23 protein-coding genes and 1 pseudogene are annotated in these 23474 nt (G+C 67.3%); 10 read left to right on the plus strand and 14 right to left on the minus strand.

Annotation, left to right across the window (positions count from 1 at the left end):
* Positions 1–45 precede the first annotated feature (45 nt).
* Positions 46–381 (minus strand): hypothetical protein, encoded by a 336-nt coding sequence (locus WG902_RS09765; RefSeq protein ID WP_340059838.1) that lies wholly within the window; start codon positions 379–381, stop codon positions 46–48.
* Positions 382–501: 120 nt separating this feature from the next.
* A complete protein-coding gene (locus WG902_RS09770) occupies positions 502–1164 on the minus strand; it encodes a response regulator transcription factor (protein ID WP_340059840.1) in 663 nt (220 codons plus the stop codon).
* Positions 1165–1680: 516 nt separating this feature from the next.
* On the opposite strand from WG902_RS09770, the pseudogene WG902_RS09775 reads away from it, so the two are divergent.
* Positions 1681–1794 (plus strand): annotated as a pseudogene (locus WG902_RS09775) ((R)-mandelonitrile lyase); the annotation flags it as partial.
* Positions 1795–1931: 137 nt separating this feature from the next.
* Here WG902_RS09775 and WG902_RS09780 read toward each other — a convergent pair.
* Complete coding sequence (locus WG902_RS09780) at positions 1932–2504, minus strand: DUF4136 domain-containing protein (protein WP_340059841.1); 573 nt, start codon at positions 2502–2504, stop codon at positions 1932–1934.
* A 190-nt stretch (positions 2505–2694) separates the two neighbouring features.
* On the opposite strand from WG902_RS09780, the gene WG902_RS09785 reads away from it, so the two are divergent.
* The 6 genes from WG902_RS09785 to WG902_RS09810 all read left to right on the plus strand — a co-directional run bounded on the left by WG902_RS09785 (position 2695) and on the right by WG902_RS09810 (position 6637).
* Positions 2695–2964 carry a hypothetical protein gene (locus WG902_RS09785; protein WP_340059842.1) on the plus strand — a complete coding sequence of 90 codons (270 nt, stop codon included), beginning with the start codon at positions 2695–2697 and terminating at the stop codon, positions 2962–2964.
* Between the two features lie 57 nt (positions 2965–3021).
* Positions 3022–3495, plus strand: a complete 474-nt coding sequence (locus WG902_RS09790) for a GNAT family N-acetyltransferase (protein WP_340059843.1) — start codon at positions 3022–3024, stop codon at positions 3493–3495.
* Entirely contained in the window at positions 3492–3767 is a 276-nt protein-coding gene (locus WG902_RS09795) for a GIY-YIG nuclease family protein (protein WP_340059844.1), read from the plus strand. The genes WG902_RS09790 and WG902_RS09795 overlap by 4 nt, the downstream gene beginning before the upstream one ends.
* A 150-nt stretch (positions 3768–3917) precedes the next feature.
* A complete protein-coding gene (locus WG902_RS09800; protein WP_340059845.1) occupies positions 3918–4292 on the plus strand; it encodes a cell envelope biogenesis protein TolA in 375 nt (124 codons plus the stop codon).
* Between the two features lie 473 nt (positions 4293–4765).
* The gene (locus tag WG902_RS09805; RefSeq protein WP_340059846.1) at positions 4766–5803 is read left to right on the plus strand and encodes a LuxR C-terminal-related transcriptional regulator; all 1038 of its coding nucleotides are present in this window, start codon (positions 4766–4768) and stop codon (positions 5801–5803) included.
* 6 nt (positions 5804–5809) lie between these two features.
* Positions 5810–6637, plus strand: coding sequence for an ExeA family protein (locus WG902_RS09810; protein WP_340059847.1), 828 nt, complete (start codon positions 5810–5812; stop codon positions 6635–6637).
* Positions 6638–6670: 33 nt separating this feature from the next.
* Here WG902_RS09810 and WG902_RS09815 read toward each other — a convergent pair whose 3' ends face one another.
* The 10 genes from WG902_RS09815 to WG902_RS09860 all read right to left on the minus strand — a co-directional run bounded on the left by WG902_RS09815 (position 6671) and on the right by WG902_RS09860 (position 17094).
* Positions 6671–7492 (minus strand): CpsD/CapB family tyrosine-protein kinase, encoded by an 822-nt coding sequence (locus tag WG902_RS09815; RefSeq protein WP_340059848.1) that lies wholly within the window; start codon positions 7490–7492, stop codon positions 6671–6673.
* A 4-nt stretch (positions 7493–7496) separates the two neighbouring features.
* A complete protein-coding gene (locus WG902_RS09820; protein WP_340059849.1) occupies positions 7497–9077 on the minus strand; it encodes a GumC family protein in 1581 nt (526 codons plus the stop codon).
* 7 nt (positions 9078–9084) lie between these two features.
* Complete coding sequence (locus WG902_RS09825; RefSeq protein ID WP_340059851.1) at positions 9085–10086, minus strand: hypothetical protein; 1002 nt, start codon at positions 10084–10086, stop codon at positions 9085–9087.
* A gap of 155 nt (positions 10087–10241) precedes the next feature.
* On the minus strand, positions 10242–10814 hold the full coding sequence (locus WG902_RS09830; protein ID WP_340059852.1) for a polysaccharide biosynthesis/export family protein: 573 nt from the start codon (positions 10812–10814) through the stop codon (positions 10242–10244).
* 37 nt (positions 10815–10851) lie between these two features.
* Positions 10852–11214 (minus strand): hypothetical protein, encoded by a 363-nt coding sequence (locus WG902_RS09835; RefSeq protein WP_340059853.1) that lies wholly within the window; start codon positions 11212–11214, stop codon positions 10852–10854.
* A 101-nt stretch (positions 11215–11315) separates the two neighbouring features.
* Complete coding sequence (locus tag WG902_RS09840) at positions 11316–12734, minus strand: undecaprenyl-phosphate glucose phosphotransferase (RefSeq protein WP_340059854.1); 1419 nt, start codon at positions 12732–12734, stop codon at positions 11316–11318.
* Between the two features lie 24 nt (positions 12735–12758).
* Positions 12759–13943: a glycosyltransferase family 2 protein gene (locus WG902_RS09845; RefSeq protein ID WP_340059855.1), complete on the minus strand. Its 1185-nt coding sequence runs from the start codon at positions 13941–13943 to the stop codon at positions 12759–12761.
* Positions 13940–15139: a glycosyltransferase family 4 protein gene (locus tag WG902_RS09850; RefSeq protein ID WP_445263679.1), complete on the minus strand. Its 1200-nt coding sequence runs from the start codon at positions 15137–15139 to the stop codon at positions 13940–13942. Before WG902_RS09850 ends, WG902_RS09845 begins: the two co-directional genes overlap by 4 nt.
* A complete protein-coding gene (locus WG902_RS09855) occupies positions 15139–16101 on the minus strand; it encodes a glycosyltransferase (RefSeq protein WP_340059858.1) in 963 nt (320 codons plus the stop codon). Before WG902_RS09855 ends, WG902_RS09850 begins: the two co-directional genes overlap by 1 nt.
* Before the next feature lie 6 nt (positions 16102–16107).
* Positions 16108–17094 carry a glycosyltransferase family 2 protein gene (locus WG902_RS09860; protein ID WP_340059859.1) on the minus strand — a complete coding sequence of 329 codons (987 nt, stop codon included), beginning with the start codon at positions 17092–17094 and terminating at the stop codon, positions 16108–16110.
* A gap of 270 nt (positions 17095–17364) precedes the next feature.
* On the opposite strand from WG902_RS09860, the gene WG902_RS09865 reads away from it, so the two are divergent.
* Entirely contained in the window at positions 17365–18144 is a 780-nt protein-coding gene (locus WG902_RS09865) for a WecB/TagA/CpsF family glycosyltransferase (protein WP_340059860.1), read from the plus strand.
* Positions 18145–18165: 21 nt separating this feature from the next.
* Here WG902_RS09865 and WG902_RS09870 read toward each other — a convergent pair whose 3' ends face one another.
* Positions 18166–19686, minus strand: a complete 1521-nt coding sequence (locus WG902_RS09870) for an O-antigen ligase family protein (RefSeq protein ID WP_340059861.1) — start codon at positions 19684–19686, stop codon at positions 18166–18168.
* A 102-nt stretch (positions 19687–19788) separates the two neighbouring features.
* Here WG902_RS09870 and WG902_RS09875 point away from each other — a divergent pair, with 102 nt between their 5' ends.
* Positions 19789–21219 carry an oligosaccharide flippase family protein gene (locus WG902_RS09875; protein WP_340059862.1) on the plus strand — a complete coding sequence of 477 codons (1431 nt, stop codon included), beginning with the start codon at positions 19789–19791 and terminating at the stop codon, positions 21217–21219.
* 319 nt (positions 21220–21538) lie between these two features.
* Positions 21539–23473, plus strand: a complete 1935-nt coding sequence (locus WG902_RS09880) for a hypothetical protein (protein ID WP_340059863.1) — start codon at positions 21539–21541, stop codon at positions 23471–23473.
* The last annotated feature ends 1 nt before the right edge of the window (position 23474 follow it).

A 23474-nucleotide genomic window follows, 5' to 3' on the forward strand; every position in this document is an offset into this window, starting at 1 on the left:
CTAATCCCGTTCCGTCGCGGCGATGGCAGGCATGGAGGGCTTCCTCTATTCGGCCGGTGGGGCAGGCCTGGGCCCGCCGCCTTCGCGCAGCACCTGCAGGATCTCGGTCGGGGACACGCCCGCGAGCGTGCGGCGGTCGAGCCGCAGCTCGTAGAGGTCCGCATCGTCGCCGGCCGCCTGGAGCGTCATGACCTGCGCGCCGGGCCAGCGCGCGAACAACGCGGGCAGCAGAGTCGAGTCATTCGCATCGGTCAGGCCGAGGATGACCACGTCCGGCGTGTCCTGCGGCTCCCGCACCAACTCGCAATCGGCGTCCGTGCTGATCGCGTGTTCGAGGATGCCTCGAAGCAGACGGGGGAGTTCCAGGAGCAGTACGTGCACGGGCGATCACCTCGCGGCGATTCTTCCCTTGCGCCGGTGCGGACGGAATCCGCCCGAATGTTCAAAAAGGATTCATATGCGGCCCGGGCCGGGTCCGCCGAGGGATCCGGATCGAAGGATTCAGTCCCGCGCGCGCGACTCGGGCACTGCCGCAGCCTTGCCGCGCGTGGTCACGTGCATCTTTGCCAGCACGTGGTGCACGTGGTTCTTGACGGTCGCTTCGGCGATGTGCAGCGCGGAGGCGATCTCCTTGTTGGAGCGGCCCTGCCTGACCAGATCGAACACCTGTTGCTCACGGCTGGTGAGAATGCCGGCGGACCTGTGCTGCACGGGGTGCGCGGCGCGGTGCACCGCGTGGCGGAGCAGTTGCGCTGCCACGCGCGGCGGGCATGGCAGTCCGCCCCCGGCCGCTTGCACGATAGCGTCGACAAGCTCGCGCAGCGATCCGTTCGAGTCGAAGAAACCGTCGGCGCCGGCATCGGCGTACGCCAGCAGTGTGTCGACCTCTTCGCCGACGGCGAAGGCAAGGATCCGTCCTTCCGGCCTCGACGTCCGCAGCTCCCGCATCAGATCGAGAGCACCCGCAACGGAGACATCAACGACCACCACATGCGCCTGCAGGGCGCACGCGGCAGCAAGTACATTGTCCGGTGGACCACTTGTCGCATGCACCTGCATGCCATGTTGCGCATTGAGCGCCGCAGTCAATCCCTCGCGGTAGAGACGGACCGCAATCGCCAGCAAAACCGTGATCCGTTCAAGTGCATGCTCGGCGTGTTCCATGCCAACCCCTTGAAGTCGGCATGTGCGGTGGATCTGTGCCGCCGTCGCCATTGCCGTCCCATCTCATTCTCTGAGCGGGCAGATCATGCACCTACTAAGGTCGAATTACATCGTCACCCTGAATTGACGGCATGCGCTGCTCCAGCGAGCTAGGGGAAACGTCTTAAGCCAAATTCTTAGGTCGGATGTTCAAGAAGGTCAGCACAGCAATGAGCCACCTCTCTCCTCAGTGTGAATTTTCGAAATCCTCGGAAATCGTGAGCCGCTTCCGTCACCCTGCCGACCTTTGTGGAAAGCCCTTTCGTGCCCGTCTCGGTCATTCGAGCCGCAGCTAACTCCGCCAGTGCCATAGGCCCCATCGACCGGCACGCCTTGATCCGAGGCCTCGCAGGCCCGAACATCCGAGCACCGCTGCAAGCGATTCAAGGATCCCGCTCATGACCCATCTCCGCTCCATGACGACCGCGTGCGCTTCCGTCGTCATCGCCGCTGCCGGCGCCGCCGTCGCGCAGGACCTCCGGCGCCTGGGTCACCTTCGAGCCGGGCGCGCGTTCGGCCTGGCATACGCACCCCGCAGGCCAGCGCCTGGTGGTCCTCTCCGGCGTCGGCCTGACGCAGGAATGGGGCAAGCTGCAGCGGCCGTCGCCAATGCGATCTACAACGCGACCGGCGTGCGCGTGCGCGACTACCCGATCACCCTCGACAAGTTGTTGAAGGGCCTGCCGGCCCCCTGAGCGCCACGGGCCTCCGCGCTGCCAGGTCGACAGCTACAGCGGCACCACCCACGTGCCGGGCTGCGCGTTCGGGAAGTTGCGCAGCGATGCCTCCACCAGGCTCGCGGCGCTCGCACCCGAGTTGCTGGTGGCCTGCGACTGGAACAGGACCTGCCCGCTGGCCAGGTCGCGCAGCAGCACGTCGACGCGCTGCGACGGATAGGCAGGGGTGCCGCCGACGGGAAAGCTGAGCCCGATCCCGACGCCGCCACCGCCCCAGCTGCCGCCGCCTACGCCCACGTTCACCCAGGACGGGATGCCCCACGCGGGCCCATACCCCACCGCATGCTGGCTCACCGCCACCTCGACGGCCAGGCGCGGATTGGCGTCGTCGCGCCGCAGTCCCGCGCGGGCGAGCGCCGTGTCCGCGGCAGCTTCCGTCGCCGACTGGTCGGGCCGGCCGGCCTGCGACGGCAAGCGCTCGTGGCGGTACGTGGCTTCTGGCGGCAGCTGCGCCACGGCGGCAAAGACCTGCACGGTCGCCTGCGGTGGAGGCGGAGCCGCGCAGGCCGCGAGCATTGCGGCCAGGGAGGAGCCAAGCAAGTGACGGCGCAGCAAGCGAGTCATGACCAATCCTTGCGTGGAGTGCAGGGGGCCAGTGTAGGACCGCTGCCGCTGTCGAGGGGGTGGGCGGCTGACCGGGGCGAGGATCCACAAATGCTGCCATCCAGCAACGCTCTGGGGCAACAATTGATACCGGCTGGCCGCAGGCGGGGGGCTTCGCCTAAAGTGAAGTCTTTCGCTCTATCTGGCCAACATGGATTTCTTCAATTCACTCACGCTGGACCTGAAGTTGCTGGTTGCGGGAATCGTGGGCTGCGCGCTTCTGGCGCTGTTCGCCGGCAACCAGAAGACCGAGAAGCGGTACATGATCGTCTTTGCAGTCCTCGCGGCTGCGGGCATCTACCGCTTCACGCACCTTCCGGGAGATGGGCAACCCCAAAGGAGCGCCGCGACACCCTCTGCGCCTCAGGCCGTGCCGGTGGCACCGCAGCACAAGCCGCTCGTTTCCACCTTTGCCAAGTAGGGGCCGACGGACCGTACTGCAGCCGAGACCTTGGAGGCCGGTACGGTCGTTTCCGCCTTGACCTCCGATCCACCCGTCCGCCTGGCCGTGCCTGACGATGCCGACGACATCGCGGCGATGTCGCGCGAACTCATCGAACACGGCCTGCCCTGGAGCTGGCGGCCCGCCAGGGTACGAAACGCCATTCGCGATCCCGACACCAACGTCGCGGTCGTCCGGATGGACGGAGCGCTCGTCGCCTTCGGCATCATGGAGTATCTCGAAGCAGACGCCTACCTGGCGCTGCTTGCCGTCCGCGAAACGAGGCAACGGACAGGCATCGGCCGATCGCTGCTGCGCTGGCTGGAAGGATCGGCGCAGGTCGCGGGATGCACGCGCATCCGCGTCGAAGCGAGGCGGGACAATGTGGCCGCGCGGACGTTCTATAACGAACTGGGTTACCACGAGGTCGCGGTCACGCGGGGACGGTACAGCGATGGCGTGGACGGAACCAAGCTGGAAAAGTGGCTCCGTGCCGCTCCAGGCCCGTGAGATCGGCGCCACCGGAACCCTATTGGCTTTACCTCCTCGAGTGCGAAGGCGGTGTGTACTACGCCGGGATCGCACTCGACGTGGAACAGCGGTTCTTCCTGCATGTCTTCGGCCGGGGCGCCAGGTTCACGCGCGCGCGGCCGCCGGTGCGGGTGCTGGCAGCCCGCCAGTACCCCACGAGAGGGGACGCACTGCGGGCGGAACTGAAGCTCAAGGCGCTGCCGCGCGCAGGCAAGCTTCGCTTCTTCGATCCAGCCGTGCTGCCGGCGTGACTGCGCAACGGGTCCCCGCTCCAGCCTGACGCAACCCTGACACTCCCGCGGGCCGAGGTGGCCGCCGTCAACGGATGAGCTACCTGCCGCGTTGGGGCAGGGAGACGGCTGTCCGGCTACTCATTTCGATTCACAACGAGAGATCACATCATGACCAAGCTTCTTGCCTTCCTGGCCGCCACCTTCTTCGCCGCATCGTCGTTTGCCGCGTCTCACGCGGGCGCGCCCATGGCCGGCGCTTCGGCTGCTGCCAAGACCGAAATGAAGACGGAAGCCAAGGCAGAGTCCAAGGCAGCCAAGACCACCGCGACTGCGGAAAAGACCAAGGCCGCGACCGATGCCAAGGCTGCCAAGAAGGCCGCCACCACCCAGAAGGACGCAGAAAAGGCCGCGGCCACCGCCAAGGCCGACAGCAAGGTCAACGCCGCCAACGCGACGAAGACCAAGGCCGTCGTGGCAGCCGATGCCAAGCAGCAGAAGGCCGAAGTCAAGGCCGACGCCAAGAAGGAAGAAGCCAAGAAGTAAGGCTTCCGGCGCTTGCCTGAATGCCCGCTTCGGCGGGCATTTCGCATTTGGGCGCTTGACATGGGCCGCGTGAAGCGCAATCGACGCCCTGCCCGGGGCCGATCGTGGGCTGCATGCGACGCGGCAGTGGATATCTCTCTCGTAGTTCAAGTCCTACGCCGCTGACGGACGACCTGTGCGACCGGTCACCGTTCGCGGTGTGCAAAACGTGGGCGCGGAGCCCGGATTTGTTCACGCGTTCACCGCCGATTACACGCAACATTGCGCGGCGTCACCGATGTGAAGTGGGCGCTTCATCGACGTGTGTTATGCATCCGGGGGTCATCGGCAGGCACATCCTTCGACGCAAATTCGTGCAACCCGTCGGACTGAGGCTCGTGCAGGCGTCGGCGCGGGGCGTGACGCAGCGGTTCGGAGGCCTTTACAGACACCCCGTGAAATATGATTCATCCGTACTCCGATCCCGGAGCGGCATGACGATGGATCAAATGATCGAGGTTGCAGAAATGGGCAGTAATTCGACGGCGGAACAATGGAGCTTCCAGCGAGCCGATTCGCTGATGGCGCTCCTCCAGGCGGCGCTGTCTGCGCGCAGCCAGGCCGACTGGTCGCGCTGGCTGCAAGTCGATATCCAGGAATTCCTGCCGCACGACATCCTGATCGCTGCCTGGGGTGACTTCAAGTCCGGCGTGGTCGGTTACGACGTGATCACGCAAACCCCCGCACTGCTCGAACACGCGCTGCCCAGGGACATCATCGAGCCCCTGATGGAAACGGTATTCGATCACTGGCTCGCCGGCGGCCAGGAGCCCCTGGCCATCGACACCCGCATGCTGCGCAGCGTGGGCAGCGGCCTGTTCGCCAAGTCGCCTTACGCGCTGGTCCACGGCGTACAGGACCACCGCAGCCGCTACGACTGCATCTATGTCTTCATCGGCTCCGAACAGCTCGCCACCCCCACCTGCTCGCAACTGTGCCGGATGGCCCTGCCCTTCATCGACACCGGCTTCCGGCAGCTCGCGGACCGCGGCCAGCAACTGCCGGCGGCCGAGATTCCACCAGCCGGAATCGCCAGCTGCTTCTCCGACGTTCCGTTCGTGCGGCGCCCGCCCCAGGAAATCGCCACGGTCGACGTGCCGGAGGTCGATGACTCCTGGGACGACTACGTTCCGGGCGAGCACGTCACGCCCCTGAGCGGGCGCGAACTCGAAGTGATGCAGTGGGTGCGCATGGGCAAGACCAATTCAGAGATCGCTATGATCCTGAACCTCAGCACTTTCACGGTGAAAAACCACATGCGCCGCATCTACAAGAAGCTGGATGTGCTCAACCGGGCGCAGGCCGTCGGCAGCCTCGACAAGCTGCAGCGCCCCGCGCAAACCCGCGCCGCCGACCGCCCCACCGCTGGCCCGGCGCGCCAGGAGCACCCGCGCGGCCGATCGATGGAACGGCCGAAGATGGCGTCCTTCATCAGGACCGACGATGCCCGCAGGACGCCGCACGCCCTCTAGCGCTGAATGTACGAAGCCTACTATGGCCTGAGGGAGAAGCCTTTCTCCATTCAGCCGGACCCGGACTTCCTCTTCATGAGCAAGCGGCACCGGCTTGCCTTCACGCTATTGGAATACGGCATCCAGAATCGCGTGGGCTTCTCGGTGATCTGCGGCGACATCGGGTGCGGCAAGACCACGCTGGTGCGCAAGCTGCTGGCCTCGATGGACCAGTCGGTCACCGTCGGCCTGGTCTACAACACGCACGAGGACATCGCCGACCTGCTGGAATGGATCATGCTGGCCTTCGGGCAGCCCTACCAGGCGGCCAGCCAGGTGGAGCGCTACGACCGCTTCCAGCAATTCCTGCTGGCCGAATACGCGTCGGGCCGGCGCGTCGTGCTGGTGGTCGACGAGGCGCAGAACCTGCAGCCCGCCGCGCTCGAGTCGCTGCGCATGCTGTCGAACATCAATGCCGACAAGGACCAGCTCCTGCAGGTGGTGCTGGTCGGCCAACCCCAGTTGCAGACATTGCTCAATCGCCCCGATCTCCAGCAATTCGCGCAGCGCGTCGGGGTGGATTTCTACATTCCGCCGCTCGACGCCGCCGAAGTGGCGCAGTACATCCGCCACCGCCTCAAGGTGGCCGGCCGCGAGCAGGAGCTGTTGACCCCCGAGGCGATCGCGCTGATCGCGCAGGCGGCCAAGGGCGTGCCGCGCAGCATCAACATCCTGTGCGACCTGGTGCTGGTCTACGGATTTTCCGCCGAAGCCCAGGTCATCGGGCCGGACCTGGTCGAAGAAGTGCTGCGTGACCGCAGGGAGTTCGGCATCCTGCGGGGCGAGCAGGCCTGATGCGGCACGGCGGCCTGCGCGCCGCCGGGACGATCAGTAGTAGCCGATGTGCGCCTGCGACAGCGGCGCCATGTTCACCGCCACGCCCAGCACGTTGAAGCGCGAAAGATGGCGCTTGGCTTCCTCGATCTCGCGGGTGGTGCTGCTGCCGCTGCCTATGACCACGAGCACGCAGTCCACCCGCGGCAGCACCGCTATCACGTCGTCCACCGCGGTGACCGGCGGCAGGTCGATCACGACGATGCGATCCGGGGACTCGTCGCGCAGTCCGTTGATCAAGTGGCTGACGCGGTCCGAGGCCAGGACATCGGCCGCGCCCATCACCCTGCGTTGCGTGGCCAGGACCTGGAAGCCGGGAATGCCGACGTGCAGGATCGCGCTGTCCAGCGGGGCCTCGCCGGTGAGCACTTCGTTGAGCGAATTCCCGGCCGGCAAGCCCAGGTACGTCGCCACGCTCGGACGGCGCAAGTCGAAGTCCACGAGCAGCGCCGTCTTCGACGGATGGTGCGCGATGCTCATGGCAAGGTTGATCGACACCACCGTCTTTCCCGACGCCATGGACGGTGAGGTGATGGCGACGGTGCGCCAGCCATGTTCCTGCATCTTCTGCAGGACTTGCGTGCGCAACAGGTCGAACGACTGGCGCAGCGGATTGTTCTGGTCGAGGCCGACGATCCGGTGCTGCTCGAGGTGGAACGGATCCAGCGGCAACAGGTTGATGGGCACGGCATCGACGGTTCGCCGCGGCAGCGGCGGCAGGTCGATGGTGCGTGGCTCCCACGCTGGCGAGGGTTGCGGTTGCGCGGTGCCTGCCTGTGCACGCGCGCGTTCGATGGCGAGTTTGATGCGTTCCATGTTATCAACCCATCCGCGTGATGGCCTTCATGACCAGCAGGTCGAGCGGCACGAAGAGGAAGTGCACGAGCCCCAGGATCAGGCACGCCACCAAGACGGCGCTGCTGGACAGCACCAGCATGCGCTTCCTGTGGTTGGCCGCCTCGCCGGGGACGGGGATGACCGGAACGGCAACCAGGGGTTCCTGGCCCCAGATGGCCCGGATCTGGCCGATCCCACGGACGGTTCCCCGCATGGCCTCCAGCAGCGCCACGGCCGCGGCGGCGGCAGCAACGGCGAGGATGAAGCTCATGGCCAGCAGCTTCTTGCGGTTCGGCCTGATCGGGTTGTCCGGCAGCGTCGGCGCGTCGAGCACCGTGAAGCGCTCCGCCTTCTGGCCGCCCTCGAGGTTCTCGGCGACTTGCGCCGTCATCCTCTTGCCGAGCATTTCCTCGTACTTCTTTTGCGCAGTCTGGGCGTCGCGCGTCAGCGCGGACAACTCGCGCTCGATCTGCGGGGACCGCACCAGCGATGCGTCCATTTCGGACAAGCGCTGGCGCAGGGCCGCCTTCTGGCTGGCCAGCACCCGCGCCCGCTCGCGCAGCGCGTTGGCACGGCCGTCGAAGCGTGCGGCAGCGACGGCCGCGTTCGAGCGCCTGGGCGCCGCAGGCGAAGCGGCCGCGTCCGCGGCGGCCGCGCGTTCGAGCGCCTCGACCTTGCGGCGGGCGGCCCGCAGGTCCGGGTGGCTGTCGGTGTAAGTTCCGGCGAGCCGGGCGAGTTCCAGCCGCGCCGCGCGCAGTTCGGCCTGGTTCGGGTCCGCCGGCGTGGCGTTGACCGGCGGCGGCTCGGCCAATGCCGCGGCCCGTTCCCCCTCGAGGGTGCGCAGCGCTTCCTCGGCGCCTGCATGGTCGCGCTCCACCTGGCGCAAGTCTGCTTCGAGCCGCTGCATCGTCGCCATCCCGAGGGCGACGTTCTCCGGCAACGCGCCGGCGTGCTGCTGCTTGTACTTGGCGATCTGCGCCTCGATGGCGTCGACCTCCTTCTTCAGCTTGTCCGTCTCCTGCGTCAGGAACTCGGTGGCCTGCGCCGCGCGCTGCGTGCGCACCTTGACGTTCTCGTCGATGAACAGGTTGACGAGGTCCATGGCGACGGCCTGGGCCACCTCCGGGCGGCGGTGCTCGAACGCGATGCTGAAGGAGATCGTGGCGGGCCCCGAACGGTTCGGGTCCAGGTTGGCCTGCACCAGTTCGACCGCGATGGTCTTGCGCATGACATCGACCTGCTCGGACGGCGTGAAGCCCGGCCCGGCATCCGCGAAGAGGCCGTGCCGGCCGATGACGCGCAGCAGGTTCTCGCGCGTCATCACTCTTTGCTTGATGACTTCGATGCGCTCGTCGGCGTAGGTGGTGATGGCGGCCGGGACGAGGTCCGACGGGATCTGCTGCGACTCGATCAGGATCGAGCCGGCGGAGCGATAGACAGGGGGGATGAGCAGCGACACCGCGACGCCCACGGCCAGGGCAGCCGCGAACGTGCCCGCGATCATCCACGCGCGGCGCTGGGCGATCGCCAGGTAGTCGGACAGCGTCAGTTGATAGTCGTTCATGTCGATTTCAGAGGTCCGGCGCTGTGTAGAGGAACACCACCCCGATCCGGTTGCTCAGCGCCGTGCCTTCGGGCCCTTCCTGCCGCTGGGTGGAAGCCTTCAGGGACACTTGCCACGACTCGTTCCATTGACGCACCCAGGCGACAGTGGCCAGGCTGCGCTTGCTGCGTGACGCGGTTTCCCTGACATGGCCGGCTTCCAGCTCCAACCTCTGCTGGGGCCCGAGATCGTAGCGCACTCGCACCCGCATTGTGTCGGACATGACGAGTCCGCCGAACTGGGCGTTCACGACCGGGGCACGCAGCAGTTCCAGTCCGGCAAACCAGCGTTCCGCCGTGTATTCCGCCTTGAAGTTGGCTTGCCAGCCGTTCCGGTTGACCGGTTCGATGTAACGCGCGGGTCCGGCGCTCGCGTCCACGCGGAACTCCGGGCTGAATGCATGGTCGACGCCGAACAGTGCGCCGACCACCGTGGAGCGCAGGCCGGCCGTGGGATCGGGAACCGCACCCGTACTGGCTTCGGAGCGGTAAGCCTGGCCGTTCAGGACCGCATACCAGCTTTGCCGCTCGCTGAGGGCGCGCGTGAACCGCAGCGCCGCGCTGGTGCGGCTGAAATCGGCCGTCTGTGCATCGGTGAAATTCTCGAAGTCCTGGGCGAACTCCGCCAGCATGGTGGTGCGCGGATCGAGGTCGCGCGACCAGCTGGCGGCCAGGCCCAGCAATGTGCGCGATCCGTCGCTGCCCACCGGAACCTGCTGCGTCAGGCCGAGGTCGCGCACGGCGCTGACGTCGTACACCAGGGCAACTTCGGTCGTGTTCAGCGGGTCGGCATGCTTCCAGAAGGCGCGCAGCCGCGGATCGACGCGGTCTTCCGCGACGTCCTGGTTGCTGCTCTTCTCCAGCGTCAGCTGGGTGTCCACACCGAATTCATCGGCATCCCGCACGTGCCGTGCGGTGAGAACCGGGGTCAGGCGGAAAAAGGTCGTTCCGGCGGCCGGCCCAGTGGACATCGAAGGATTGGAGTCGTACTCGATCTCCGCCGGGGCGGTCAACGAGGCGATCCACCTCGTCTGTGCGCCGGCGCCCGTCATTCCCACCGCGCCCGCCGCGAGCAGGAGCCCGCGGGCAACGCAACGCGCGACCGGGGCTGCTCGGCTCGGCACGCTCAAGGCACCATCACCGTGTCGCCGGGGCGCATCACCACGTTGGAGTCGAGCGCCTTGCCCTTGAGCAAGTCGCGGTAGCGTACGCGCAGGGTTTCCTCGCGCCCGTCCGATCCGGACTTGCGCAGCACCACGATCGAATCGGAGTCCGCGAACCGGTCCAGGCCGCCGGCCTGGCTCAGCACCTGCAGCACCGTGGTGTCCCCGCTGGTCAGCGGCACCGGCCCGGGCTTGAGCACCTTGCCGAGCACGTACACGCTGTTGCCCTCGGTGGCGAGCACGACGACCGTGACGACGGCCTCCGGGATGTATCGCTTCAGGCCGTCCCGGATGCGTTGCTCGACTTCCACTGCAGAGCTGCCGGCCACCTGGATGCGTCCCACCAGGGGAAAGCTGATGCTGCCGTCCGGCAGCACGCGCACTTCGCGGTTGAGGGCTTCTTCCTTCCACACGGAGATCTGCATGCGGTCGCCGTGCCGCAAGGCATAAGTCTGGGTAGCGGATTGCGCCCACGTGGTGCAGGCGACGAGGAAGAGGAACAGGAAAGAGGCGCAGCGAGAGATCATGGAATCCATCAATGCAGTGCCGCGGGCCGAAGCGCCGCGGCCGGTTTTAAAACCTGCGCCGCGCCGAGATCCCGAGGAACGCGAGCAACGCAGATGCGAACAACCAGAGCGCGCCGGGGAGAGGCGCCTCGGGCGTCTTCTCGGCCGCGTCCGTCTGCCGGCCGGAGTTGAGCACCGTACTGTAGATGGATTCGCGCTGGCTGGGGGCGTCGCTCCAGGTGGAGCGTGCGGACGGGCCGGCGATGTCGGACACGGCGACGATGTGCGCGTTGCGCGGGCCGACGACCTGGATCGACGCGCCGGACGGCTGCGCTGCCACCAGGGAGACGGGGCCGGTGGCTGCATGGGCGAAGCCGGCGCAGGCCAGCATCGCGGCAGCACCCATGACAGCGAGGCGTGCGGTATTCATTGTGGGACTCCCAATACTCTTGTATAGGATGCAGAGTAAGGCTCATCACGGTTCGCCACAATGGGCCGATGGTGCTATCAGGTGTCGTCAGCCGCCGCACCCTAGTATGCGTTCTTGCCCGACAAAGCCCGCGTGGTCCGCACCAGGATCGCCAGGTCGCTCCACAGCGACCAGTTGTTGATGTATTCGATGTCGCTCTCCACCCGCAGCATCATCATGCCGAGGTCGCGCGTCTCGCCCCGGTAACCGCGCACCTGCGCCAGCCCGGTAATGCCGGGCTTGATCTTGTGGCGCGCGAAGTAATGCGCGATCTGCTGCGCATATTCCAGGTCATGCTGCACGGCGTGCGGCCGCGGCCCCACGAGGGACATTTCCCCCCGGATCACGTTGAAGATCTGCGGTAGCTCATCCAGGCTGGTGCGGCGCAGGAAAGCGCCTACCCTGGTCACGCGCGGGTCGTTCTTGGAGGCCTGCACCACGACACCATGGTCGTCGTGCACGTACATGCTGCGGAACTTCCAGATGTAGAAGCGCTTGCCGCCCCAGCCGAGCCGGGCCTGGCGGAAGAACACGGGGCCGGGACTGTCGAGCTTCACCGCGATGGCGATGGTCAGCAGGATCGGGGCCAGCAGGACCAGCAGCACCATGGACAGGACGATGTCCTCGGCGGTCTTCAACAGGCGCCGGATGCCGATCAGCGGGGTTTCCGAGAGCGTCAGCACCGGGACGCCCGCGATCGAGCTGACCGAGTGGTTCACCAGCGGCAGCGAGAAGATGTCCGGCACCCAGTGGACCGCGACGTGCTTGTCCAGCAGCTGGAAGTAGAGGCTCTCGATGACATTCGAGGCATTCAGCGGGATGGCGAAATAGACGGTGCGCACCTGGTGCCGGTCGATCAGCTCCACCAGTTGGTCGAGCCGGCCGAGGATGGGCGACCCCGGGCCGAAAGTCTCGCGGTCCGGTTCGGGTCCGCCCTCCGCTGGCGGCAGGCTCACCAGCCCGACCACCGTCTGCCCGAGCCAGTCGCTGCGCTGGATGCGCTGGTCCAGGTACGCCGCGACGCGGCCGGTGCCGACGACGATCACCCGGTCCAGCTCCGCCGAATGACGCAGCATTTCCTTGAAGGAGATGCGCACCAGGAAGTGCAGCGCGGCCTGGCAGGCGTAGCCCGCCACGAACAACTCCCCGAGCAGCAAGCGCGAAAAGGTCTCGGTCTGCTTGGTCAGGAACCCCAGCGCGATCAGGATGCAGAAGGTCAGTGTCCAGGCCTGGAACAGGTCCAGGGCCTTGCGCGTGAACGTCATGTTCTTGCGGTAGATGCCGAACGCGTTGTAGACGAGGCCCAGCGCGCACAGCAGCAGGAAGACGAACACCGTGTAGTGCGCCGTCAGCGCGCCGATGTGGTACGTGATCAGCAGGTAGCAAAGGCCGATGACGACCATGCCATCGAGCATGGCCTGGAGGTCCGTGATGCTGCTGCGCCGCTGGATGACCGCCGGCTTGAGGATCTTCTCTTGCATTCTTCTTCTGTTCGAGGGGATGGCTTACCGCTGCCGGCTCGTGCGCACCCACTCCTTCTGGCGCTTGAACACGAAACCGGCGTACAGGGGGATCTTCTTCAGCACATACATTGGCGCCGTCGCCAGCTCCGACAGGCGCACCCAGCGCCGCCCGACGCTGTACCACGCGAGCAGCACGGACACCGCGAAGGCCAGGAACGCCAGCGCCGACAGCGCCGCGGCGAGGTTGCCCTGCCAGCCGGCGCCGGCCAACCAGGCGCCGAAGCCGCATGCGACCAACACCAGGAGGGCGAGCAGCGCGAGCGGCGGGATGCACAGGTCCACCGCCAGCGCGAAGGCCGCCCCGTTGCGCGTGCGCAATGCCCGCCACAGCAAGGGCGGAACGGCCGTCACCAGCGACAGGTGTCCGTGTTCCCAGCGCTTCTTCTGGCTGTCCAGCGCCGAATTCTCCTGCGGAAACCAGCTTTCGACCAGTGCGCCGGGGCACAGCAGCGGGGGCTGTCCGGCGGCGGCCAGCTTCAATCCGAGCTGCTGGTCCTCCGCCAGGTGGCCGCTTGCAAACGCATTGCCGGCGACGCAGGACCAAGGGAACCCCATGCCCGTTCCCATCAGCTGGCAGGGCAACCCCAGCCGGTGCATGCCGAACGGCCGCACCTGGTTGTGCATCGCCCAGGCGAAGGCCGCCATGCGGATGCGCAGCGAACTGCCCTCGGGCGCCAGCATCAGGTTGAGCGCCTGCACCGGCCGCTGCGTCTCGAACGCCGTCGAGGCGAGCACGTTCAGCGCTCCGGCAGCGGGGGTGGTGTCGGCGTCGATGACCAGCACGACCTGCGGCGGGTTCGCCGCCAGGTGGGCGACGCCGAAGGCCAGTGCATGGCCTTTGCCGCGCACCGGGTCCTGCCGCTCCACGACTTCGGCGCCGGCGGCCCGCGCCTCGTCGGCGGTGGCGTCGGAGCAGTTGTCCGCCACCACGAGCAGCCGGCCACCGGGAGCGAGTTGCGCCAGGACGGCGGCGATGGGCGCCCCGATGGTGCCCTCTTCATTGTGTGCGGGCATCAGGACGGCATAGGAGGGAAGCGCGGCGTCACGCCGCACCGGCGCCGGCGGCCGGTAGCGCCAGCCCGCCAGCACCTGCACCAGCAGCGCGATCACCAGCAGGCTGACCAACAGGATCCACGCGCCGCCGACGGCCAAGAAGATGGCACTCATGCGGTCCCCTCGAACAGCTGCAACAACTTGCGGGCTCCGCCGGCCGCCGAGTGCCGCCTGGTCACGCGCTCGCGCGCGCTGCTGCCCATCGCCTCCAGCTGCGAAGCGTCGGCGCGCATCAGCTCCGTCCACGCATGCACCAGCGCGCCACAGTCCCCGGCCGGCACCAGCCACCCCTCCTTGCCATCGCGAACCAGTTCCGGGATGCCGGCGATGCTGGTGGTGACGACCGGACGCCCCAGCGCCATCGCCTCCATGATCACGACGGGCAACCCTTCGGCAAAACTGGGCAGGACCAGGGCCCGCGCCTGCAGCAGCAGCGAGCGCACCTGCTCGCCACTCACCCATCCGGTGATGCGGACCCGGCCGCGCAATTCGTAGGCGTCGATCAGCCGCTCCAGCTCCGGGCGCATTTCACCGTCGCCGGCCAGCACCAGCTCGAAGTCCTCGCCGCGCTGGGCCATCTCGCGCGCGGCGGACAGCAGCAGCATCTGCCCCTTCTGCTCGCACAGCCGGCCGACGCACACCACCATGCGCGAGTTGGGGGCGGTCGAGTGCGGGGCCTGTGTGAACGCTTCATCCACCCCGCAGCGCACGACCTGCACCTTGGGCCACTGCGCGTGCGGAATCCAGCGATAAAGCTGGCTGCGCCCGAACGAGCTGATCGCCGCCACGAATGCCGCCGCCTGGACCTTCTCGCCCAGGTGCAGGCCGCCGGGCATGTCGAATTCCTCGGGTCCGTGGACGGTGAAGGAAAAAGGCGGACCTCCGAGCCGGGCGCAGAGCATCGCCACTTCCGCGCCATTGGTGCCGAAGTGCGCATGCACGTGCGCCACGCCTTCGCGGCGTGCGAGTTCGCGCAGCAGGCATGCCTGCAACAGGTAGGCCAGGTGCACCGGCCAGGGCCGCGGCGACATCCGCGCCATGCCGATGGCGCAGCGGGCCGCCTGCAGGAACAGCCGCGGTGAATCGAGGAACACGCGCAGCGACGCGGCCAGCAGCGGGCCGCCATGTTGCAGCAGGTACTTCGTCTTCCCGCGTTCGGCCTCGTCGGCGGGGTCCACCACGGCATCGTTCCAGCCGCGCGAAGCGACGCGCAGCACGCTGGTGCCCAAGGCCTCCAGCGCGAGGATCTCCCGGCGGATGAAGCTGTGGCTGACCTTCGGGTACTGGTTGATGAGGTAGGCGACGCGCATCATCTGTGTTCGATCAGTCGCGCCGGACCCGACCCCAGCAGCGTGCGGACGAACTTGAGCACTCCCACGAACTCGGGAAACCGGGCCAGGACCAGGTAGAAGGCGCGCGTGTATCCGCCGCGCTGGCGGGCCAGGCGCAGCACCTGGGCCGGGTACACCAGCAGCAGCAGCAGGAACCACGGGCTGGCCAGGACGGACAGCAGCGCGATGGCGAGCGGCAGCACCCCGCCGTAGAACACCGCGCGCAATGTCTCGGGCACCCAGTGGCGCTCGCTTTCCATGCCGTGCAGCCACGCGCCCTCGGCGAACGCGAAGCCGCCCCGCATGGTGCGCCGCCACCATTGGGTAAAGCGCGTCATGGCCGCATCGTGCAGCGCCATCTCCGCGGCCAGGCGGTGCACCCGCCAGCCGGCGCGGCGCAGGCGCACGCACAGCTCGGGCTCCTCGCCGGCGATCAGTTGCTCGCGAAAGCCATGGGCCTGCTGGAAGGCGGACAGGCGCATCAGCGCGTTACCGCCGCAGGCCTTCGAATCCCCCGGCGGCGCCTCCCACTCCCAGTCGCAAAGGCGGTTGAACACCGAGCGCTCGGGGTCGCGCTCCCGCAGGCGGCCGCAGGTGACGGCGACTTGCGGGTTCTGCAGGAGGAAAGCGATCCCTTCGGCCAGCCACTGCGGCTGCAGTTCGCAGTCGCCATCGAGGAACTGCACGAACTCCACCGCCGGGAGCAGCTCGAGCAGCGCGCGCACGCCGGCGTTGCGGGCCCGGGCGGCCGTGAACGGCTGCGCCATGTCCAGCGCGACGCAGTGGGCGCCGAACCGCCTCGCCAGCTCCACCGACCCGTCGGTCGAACCGGAATCGACATAGACGACCTGGCAGGCTTCGAATGGAATGGCGGCGAGGCAGACGCGCAGGCGCTCTCCCTCGTTGCGCCCGATGACGACTACGCCGATACGCGGATTCATGGCGGCCTACCGGGTGGGCCGGCTGCCGAGCCTGGTGCTCCGCGCCAGCTGGAAAGTGACGCGGCTGCAGCGGAACTGCTGCCACGCGGACGCCGCGGCGCCCTTCAACAAGTCCTTGAGCGCCAGGATGGTGTCGCCGAGCAATGTCAGCGCCAGGTGCGCCCAGACGCCGGCCAGGCCGAAATGCTTGCGCGTGTACAGCAACTCGCTCTCGGTCTGGATCGCGGAGATCTGCCGCTCGCGCGACAGCGCCGAGACCGACTTGGCGCTCTCGCCGCCCAGGTGGACGACGCTGGCCGAAGGCAGGTACGCGACGCTCCAGCCGGCGTCGCGCGCGCGCCGGCAATGGTCCACCTCTTCGCAATACAGGAAGAAGCGCGGGTCGAACAGCCCGATCTCGTCCAGCACCGCGCGCCGCACCAGGTAATAGCAACCGGTGATCCAGTCGCATTCGGCCTCCTGCGCATGGTCTTCCTCGCTGTCGAGCCGCGCGCCGCGCACCGGCAGCACCCGCTGCAGTCCGGTGCGCCGCAGGAAGGTGGTCAGCGGCGTCGGGAAGGACCGGCGCGACGGCTGCAAGCTGCCGTCCGCGTCTGTCAGGCGCACGCCGAGGATGCCGCAGCGCGGATGCGCGTCCATATAGGCCAGGGACTTGCCGATGGTGCCGGGCGACATGAATGCGTCGGTGTTCAGCAGCAGCACGTAATCAGATCGCACGTGCTCCAGCAGCTGGTTGTTGGCGCGCCCGAAGCCGACGTTCTGCGTGTTCTGGATGAACACCTCGCAGCGCAGGGCGCTGCGCAGCTTGTCCCCGGAGCCGTCCGAGGACGCGTTGTCCACGGCCAGCACGCGCATGGTGAAGCCTTCGCGTTCGGCCTGTTCGAGCGTCTTGCGCAGATCGTCGATCAAATGAGCCGAATTGAAGCTCACGAGAAGCACGTCGACGACGCGCATCCCCGCGCTCGCCGGCCGGGTGGGCAGGGCTTCGATCATGACTTGGCTTTCATCCTCGCTTCGCAACACCGTTGAATCTCCTGTGGCGTGCCGGGTCTCCAAGCTCAGGCGCAGGGAGGACGGGCACGGCTGGGTATGACTGCATGAGCCACAACGAAGGATAGCGCCCAAGGACCCGTTTCACGGGGGGATCGGCCGCCCTTCACGCGAATCGAGGCGTCGGCCTACACGCGGATGGCCCAATGGGACCAATCGACATTTCGTTGTCAGCCATACCATGACTCAAGTTCAATCACAGGGAGATGGTCCATGGCGGCATCCGGTCGATTTGCGCTGGGTCACGCGCTGATCCACCGCCACGGTTTCGAGGAAGCGGTTCAAGAGGTGGTGCGGCTGTCCGTCCGTCCCACCCCCTCTTTCGTCGTCACCCCGAACGCGGACCAGGTCGTGAACCTGGAAGAAGATGCCGCGCTGAGGGCGGCCTATTCCCGCGCCGACCTGGTGGTGCCGGACGGCATGCCGGTCGTCTGGGCCTCGCGCCTTCTGGGGACGCCGCTGAAGGAACGGGTCACCGGCTCCGACCTGATGCCCGTGCTGTGCGGCATCGCGGCCCAGCGGCGCCTGAAGGTGTTCCTGCTCGGTGGCATGCCGGGTGTAGCTCAGCGGGCGGCGGCCAACCTGGTCAAGGCCTATCCCGGCCTGCGGATCACCGGCACGCTCTGCCCTCCGCTCGGTTTCGAGCATGACCCCCAGCAGAACGCCGAGATCGTGCAGGCCATCCGGGCCAGCGACGCGGACCTGATCTTCGTCTGTCTGGGATCGCCGAAGCAGGAAGTCTGGATCGACAAGCACCTGTCCCAGTTCGACAAGGGCGTGTTCCTGGGTGTCGGGGCGGCGATCGACTTCTGCGCCGGCACCGTCCAGCGCGCTCCCCAATGGATGCGCCGCACGGGCCTGGAATGGGCCTATCGGCTGTCGCAGGAGCCGCGCCGGCTCATCGGGCGCTACACGCGCGACCTGTATTTCTTCGTGCTGGTGGCGCGCGAGTTCGCGACGCGGCGGCGCGGCCCCACCACCCACGCGGGCTAGTCAGCGCCGGCCGCGGCCGGCTCAGGCGAACCGCAAAGCCGGTTGCGCGGTGCGCTCGGCGCGCGTTGACGCCTGGACGACGCGCGCGTAGCCCACCAGCATCCCCGCGAGGCACCAGAAGACCCACGGGATCACCACGATGCTGCTGACGCTGAAGATGGTGATCATCACCGTCACCTGCGCAGCGGCCAGCGAACGCCCCAGGGCCACCGCGTCCTCCTGCTTGGCCCGCACGGCCTGCTTGCGCGCGGCCAGTGCGGACAGCAGGGCCGCCAGCAGCACGCCGGCAAAGAAGGTCAGCCCCACGAAGCCGCTTTGCAGTGCGATCTGCAAATAGGTATTGACGATGTCGACGATGCCCTGCCCCTGGACCATGCCCATCGCCGCGAGCCGCTCGATGTAGTCGGTCGACCCGAACACCGGGTTCTCCCAGATCAGCTTCCAGGAGTTTTCGACCAGCTTTTGCCGGTAGTCGATGTTCGACGTCTCGACGGTTCCGACGAAGGGCAGCAGGTTGATGATGAAGCCACCGCCCGGCAGCAGCGACGCGACCACGGCTGCCGCCGCCCCGCCGCCGGCGAACAGCGAGACGTTGCGCACCGGGCGCGGCCCCAGGGCCACGTAGAACAGCAAGCCGATCGCGGTGGCGACCCAGGGCCCGCGCGACAGCGCCGAAAAAAGACCGCCGCACAGCAACAGCAGCAAGGCGTTCGCCTGCCAGCCGGGCCGCATCCGTTCGCGCAGCGGCAGGTAGAGCAGCAGGCAGACCGCCAGCAGGTAGCCGAGCGCGATCGCATGCCCGGTGCTGCCCATCCCCCGCAGCAAGCCGCTGCGGTCGAGGTACAGCAACTGTTCGGGCGACCCCCAGCTTTGCACCAGGCTGGCATACAGCAGCCAGTAGCGGGCGGCTTCGAACAGGCCGACCAATGACAACACCACACCCGCGATGACCAGCGAAGCCATGGCGTCCCGGATCTTTGCCAGGTTGTCGAACGCCCGGCTGAAGACGTAATACGGCAGGAACAGGTCGATGAAGACGTAGAAGGCGCCCCGGGCCGCGGAGGTTACCGAGTCCTCGCGAGCCAGCAGCACCAGTTCGACAGCGAGGTATCCCATGAACAACAGGTCCGCCAGGCGCGGCAGGCCCCGCTGCGGCGCGCGCTGCTGGCGCACCAGCCGCAGGAACAGCGGCAGCAACAGCACCAGCGACAGCAGGCGCGGGAAGCTCAGGCTGAAGAAGAAGTTGATGAGGCCGAAACCCGGGATGTCCAGCCGGGACGGCGGCACGACGAACAGAAGAGCCAGGAACAATGCCGGCAGGTTGACGTCGCGCGACCTCGCCCAGATGAGCAGGCCGAGCGCCAGCATTGAAAACACCCAGAAGTCACCCAGGGCGAATGCGATGATCGTGAGTGCGAACCACAATCCCCGCCGCAACCCATGGGCGCCGGGGAGCTGTTCCGATCCGAGGGGGCGCGCGAGGCGCCAGGCCACCAGGCCGAGGATCAGGAGGACGATGACGGCGCGGTGGGTTTCTGACACGAACGCGGAGAGGCCGGGCTAGGGCGAAAGGACTATCAACGACGAGAGGCTGGGCCAAGCGCGGCGTTGAGAATAGCGAGGTATGCAACAGAATAGCAGGTTATGCAACAGCCAAGCATCCTGAAAGCAGCCATGAACGCGGGTCTGTGGACCCTCGTCGGCCATGGTTCCAGTCAGGTGCTGCGGCTGCTGGGCAACCTGGTGCTCACCCGCCTGCTGGCGCCGGAATCGTTCGGCGTCATGGCAGTGGCGACGGTGGTGTCGATCGGCGTCGTGATGTTCTCCGATCTCGGCTTGCGGCAAGTGATCGTGCGCAGCAACCGGGCCGCGGATCCGGAGTTCATCAACACGGTCTGGACCATGCAGGTGCTGCAGGGCTTGCTGGTGGCCGGACTCATGGTGCTCATCGCACTCGGCCTCGGCCTGGCGCAAAGCGCGGGCTACACGCGAGTCGGCAGCACCTACGGAAGCCCCGTGCTTCCCTACCTGATCGCCGGCCTGTCGCTCAGCGGCGTGCTCTGGGGGCTCGAATCCACCAAGCTGGCGACCGCGGAAAAGGAGATGCTGCTGCGCCCGGTGGTCCTGATCGAACTGGGAAGCCAGGTCGCCGGCGTCGTTGCGATGGCGGCCATCGCGTTCGTGCATCCGACCGTCTACGTCCTGCTGGTGGGCGCCATCGTCGCCGGCGCCGTCAAGGTGGCGGCCAGCCACCTGCTGCCACGCGGCATCCACAACCGGCTGTTCATCTCGATGCCGGTGGCGCGCGAGGTCGTCAGCATCAGCAACTGGATCATCGTGTCGTCGGCGCTGACCTTCCTGGCCGCCAACCTCGACAAGCTCATCCTGGCGTGGCTGCTGGGCTCGCACACCATGGGGCAGTTCGCGATCGCCGCCCTCCTCGCCGGCGCCGTATCGGACGTCGTCTCGCGGATTTCCAGCCGCGTCACGTTTCCCGCCATCACGCGCGCCTATGAGCGTGACAGTGGCGGCCTGGCACGCACCTATCACCGCTCACGCATCCCCACCGACGCGTTCTGCCTGCTGGTGGCGGCCTTCCTCTTCTGGTTCGGGCCGGACGTCGTCCGCATCCTCTACGACGACCGCTACCTGCAGGCGGGCGAGTTCCTGCGCATCCTTGCGATCACGCTGGTGGGAGCCCGCTACTCCGTCGTCCCCTACATGTACCTGCTGCTCGGTCGCCCGAACCTCATGGCCGCCGAACAAGCCATCCGGCTGTTCGGCATCCTGGTGGCCATCGTCATCGGCTACCGGCTCTACGGCACCACCGGCGCCATGTGGGGCGTCGCGCTGGGCCAGCTGGCAGGAAGCTTCGCCGGACTCCTGCTGTTCCAGCCGCGCCTGGGCTTGCTGTCCGTGCGCGGCGAACTGCTGTCGCTCGTGCTGTTCGCCGGGGCCTTCGGCCTGTTCGGCTTCGCGCACCAGTGGGACGGTCCGCACCTCGACGCGGACGGTCAAGTCACTGAGCGCCGTCCCGCAATACCGGTCCCACCGGCCGACGCGGCGCCAAGGTAGAGGCAAACGCGCAAACAGGTCTCCGGGGCCTTCGACGGCCCTCGAGGACAGGGAGAACCCGAAGATTTTGGCCCGGCGCGCCCAAAACGCGTCGGACAACTGCCCGTGGCCATGTAGTCCGCCGCCCGACGGCCCCTTGTGGTTGACGGATCGCCACCACATCCCGTGAATTTTTCTTCGATCGAGCATCGGATCCAGGCTCGACCTTGTGAGTTGTGTAGCGCGAGGTTGCAGAAGGGTTGCCTCGTCCGTATCGCTTCGTATGATGCGCCCCTACTTCAACAGAAGGCCGCGTCCTACAGGACGGCTCCACTGCTACATGGAACTGAATCGAAACGTCGGGCTAAGTTTTTCCCGCAATCAGCTCGACTGGGCACGCAAGGCAGCGTTCGCATCGGCTCTCCTGCTCGGACTGCTGGCCGGATGCGGCGGTGGGGGCGAAACCGAAGTCGCGCAGGCCGCTGATGCCGCCAAGGCAGCGAACGCGCCCAAGGCAGCGATGGCTGCACAGCAAGCCCCGGACGCGGTGGACGGTGCAGCTGCCGACCCGGCAGCGGCCGCAGCGGAGGAAGACCTGGAGCCCGCCGAAGAACAGGAGCGGGCCCAACGCGCCGCCCTGCTGCGTGCGCCGACGTTGGCTGCCGCATCGGGCCGGGCGCCGGTCGGGGTGAACCTGGAAGGCCTGTATGACTGGGCCCGCCTGCAGCCCTTCGTGGACCTGATGAAGACGGCGCGGCCCTGGGGCACCGTGGACGCCCCGTGGGAGGAACGCGCAGAGGTGGACGCGCTGGGCTGGCCCACCGGGGACGCCGGCGTGATCGTCAACGTCCGGACCTTCGAGCCGGGCGACGAGCGCAAGGCCTATCGCTACCTGACCCGCGGTGTCTACAAGCTCAAGTTCAAGGGGCGCGCCACGGTCGCCACGACCTCGGTCAACGTCACGGTCAGGGGCTACCGCTATGACGCGGCCGCCAACCGATCCACGGCGGACGTCGTCGTCGGCGCGGGTGCGGACGCGATCATGCTGACCTTCCGCAACACGCGCGGCGGCGTGAAGAACGTTTCGCTGCGCCGTCCCGGTTACGGGGCGACGGAGACGTTCACCAACGAGTTCCGGGAAGCCATGCAGCCCTTCGGCGTGCTGCGCCTGATGGACTTCCTGCGCACCAACGACAATCCGGTGCGCGGCTGGGGCGAGCGCACCACGCCGGCCTCCGCCACCCAGGCATCGCGCAAGGGCGGGGCCATCGAGTACGCCATCCAGATCGCCAACGAATTCGACAAGGACATCTGGATCAACATCCCCTCGGGAGCGAATGACACCTATGTTCGCCAGCTGGCCCTGCTGCTGCGGCGCGACCTCGCCCCTGGCCGCGTCGTCTACGTGGAGTACAGCAACGAGCTGTGGAACTTCATCTTCCCCCAGGCCACGGAGAACCTGGAAGCCGCCGTGCGCGAAGCGGTCGAAGGCGACCGCACGCTGACCAACGGCCGGTTGTGCACCCGGGAGCTGTTCAATGCCAACGTCGGCGAATGCAACAAGTACCACGCGGGCTACAACCGCATCGGCAAGCGCGTGGTCCAGATCAGCGACATCTTCGCGGACGTGTTCGGCGCGGCGGCGATGAACAATCGGGTGCGGGTGGTCTACGCAACCCAGTTCGCCAGCCCCGGCATTGCCGAGCAGGTCCTCAAGAACATCGCCACCTACCGCGGCCAGCCGTCGTCGAAGTTCTATGCGGTCGCGACCGCCCCCTACTTCTATCTGTCCGAGCAACTGGCCAGCTCGGAGTGGGCGAGCCAGGAGCAGATCCTGCAGAGCCTGCAGTCTTCGCTGAACTCCGAGAACGAGCCCTACTTCGCCGCAGGCGCTTTGGAGAACGGCGCGTTCGTGCGCAAGGCGTACCGCGGTGGCCTCAACAGCGGCGCGTCACACAAGGCGCTGGCGGACTTCTACGGGCTCAAGAGCATCGCCTACGAAGGCGGGCCGGACCTGCGCCAGAACCCGGCCAACGCGACGACCAAGATCGCCGCCAACCGGGACGTGAAGATGGGCGCGCTGGTGCGCAACGAGCTGGCACAGTGGTTCGGGTGCGGCAACGACCTCTTCATGCACTTCAGCCTGACCTCCTCCTGGGACCGGTACGGCTACTGGGGCCTGACGAACGACCCGCTGGAACCCGCCGGTCCCAAGTACGCCGCGGCGCGCGAGATCGCACTGCGGGACCGCGCGACGCTGACCAGCTGCCGCTGAG

The organism is Ramlibacter sp. PS3R-8 (assembly GCF_037572435.1).
Taxonomy (GTDB): domain Bacteria; phylum Pseudomonadota; class Gammaproteobacteria; order Burkholderiales; family Burkholderiaceae_C; genus Ramlibacter.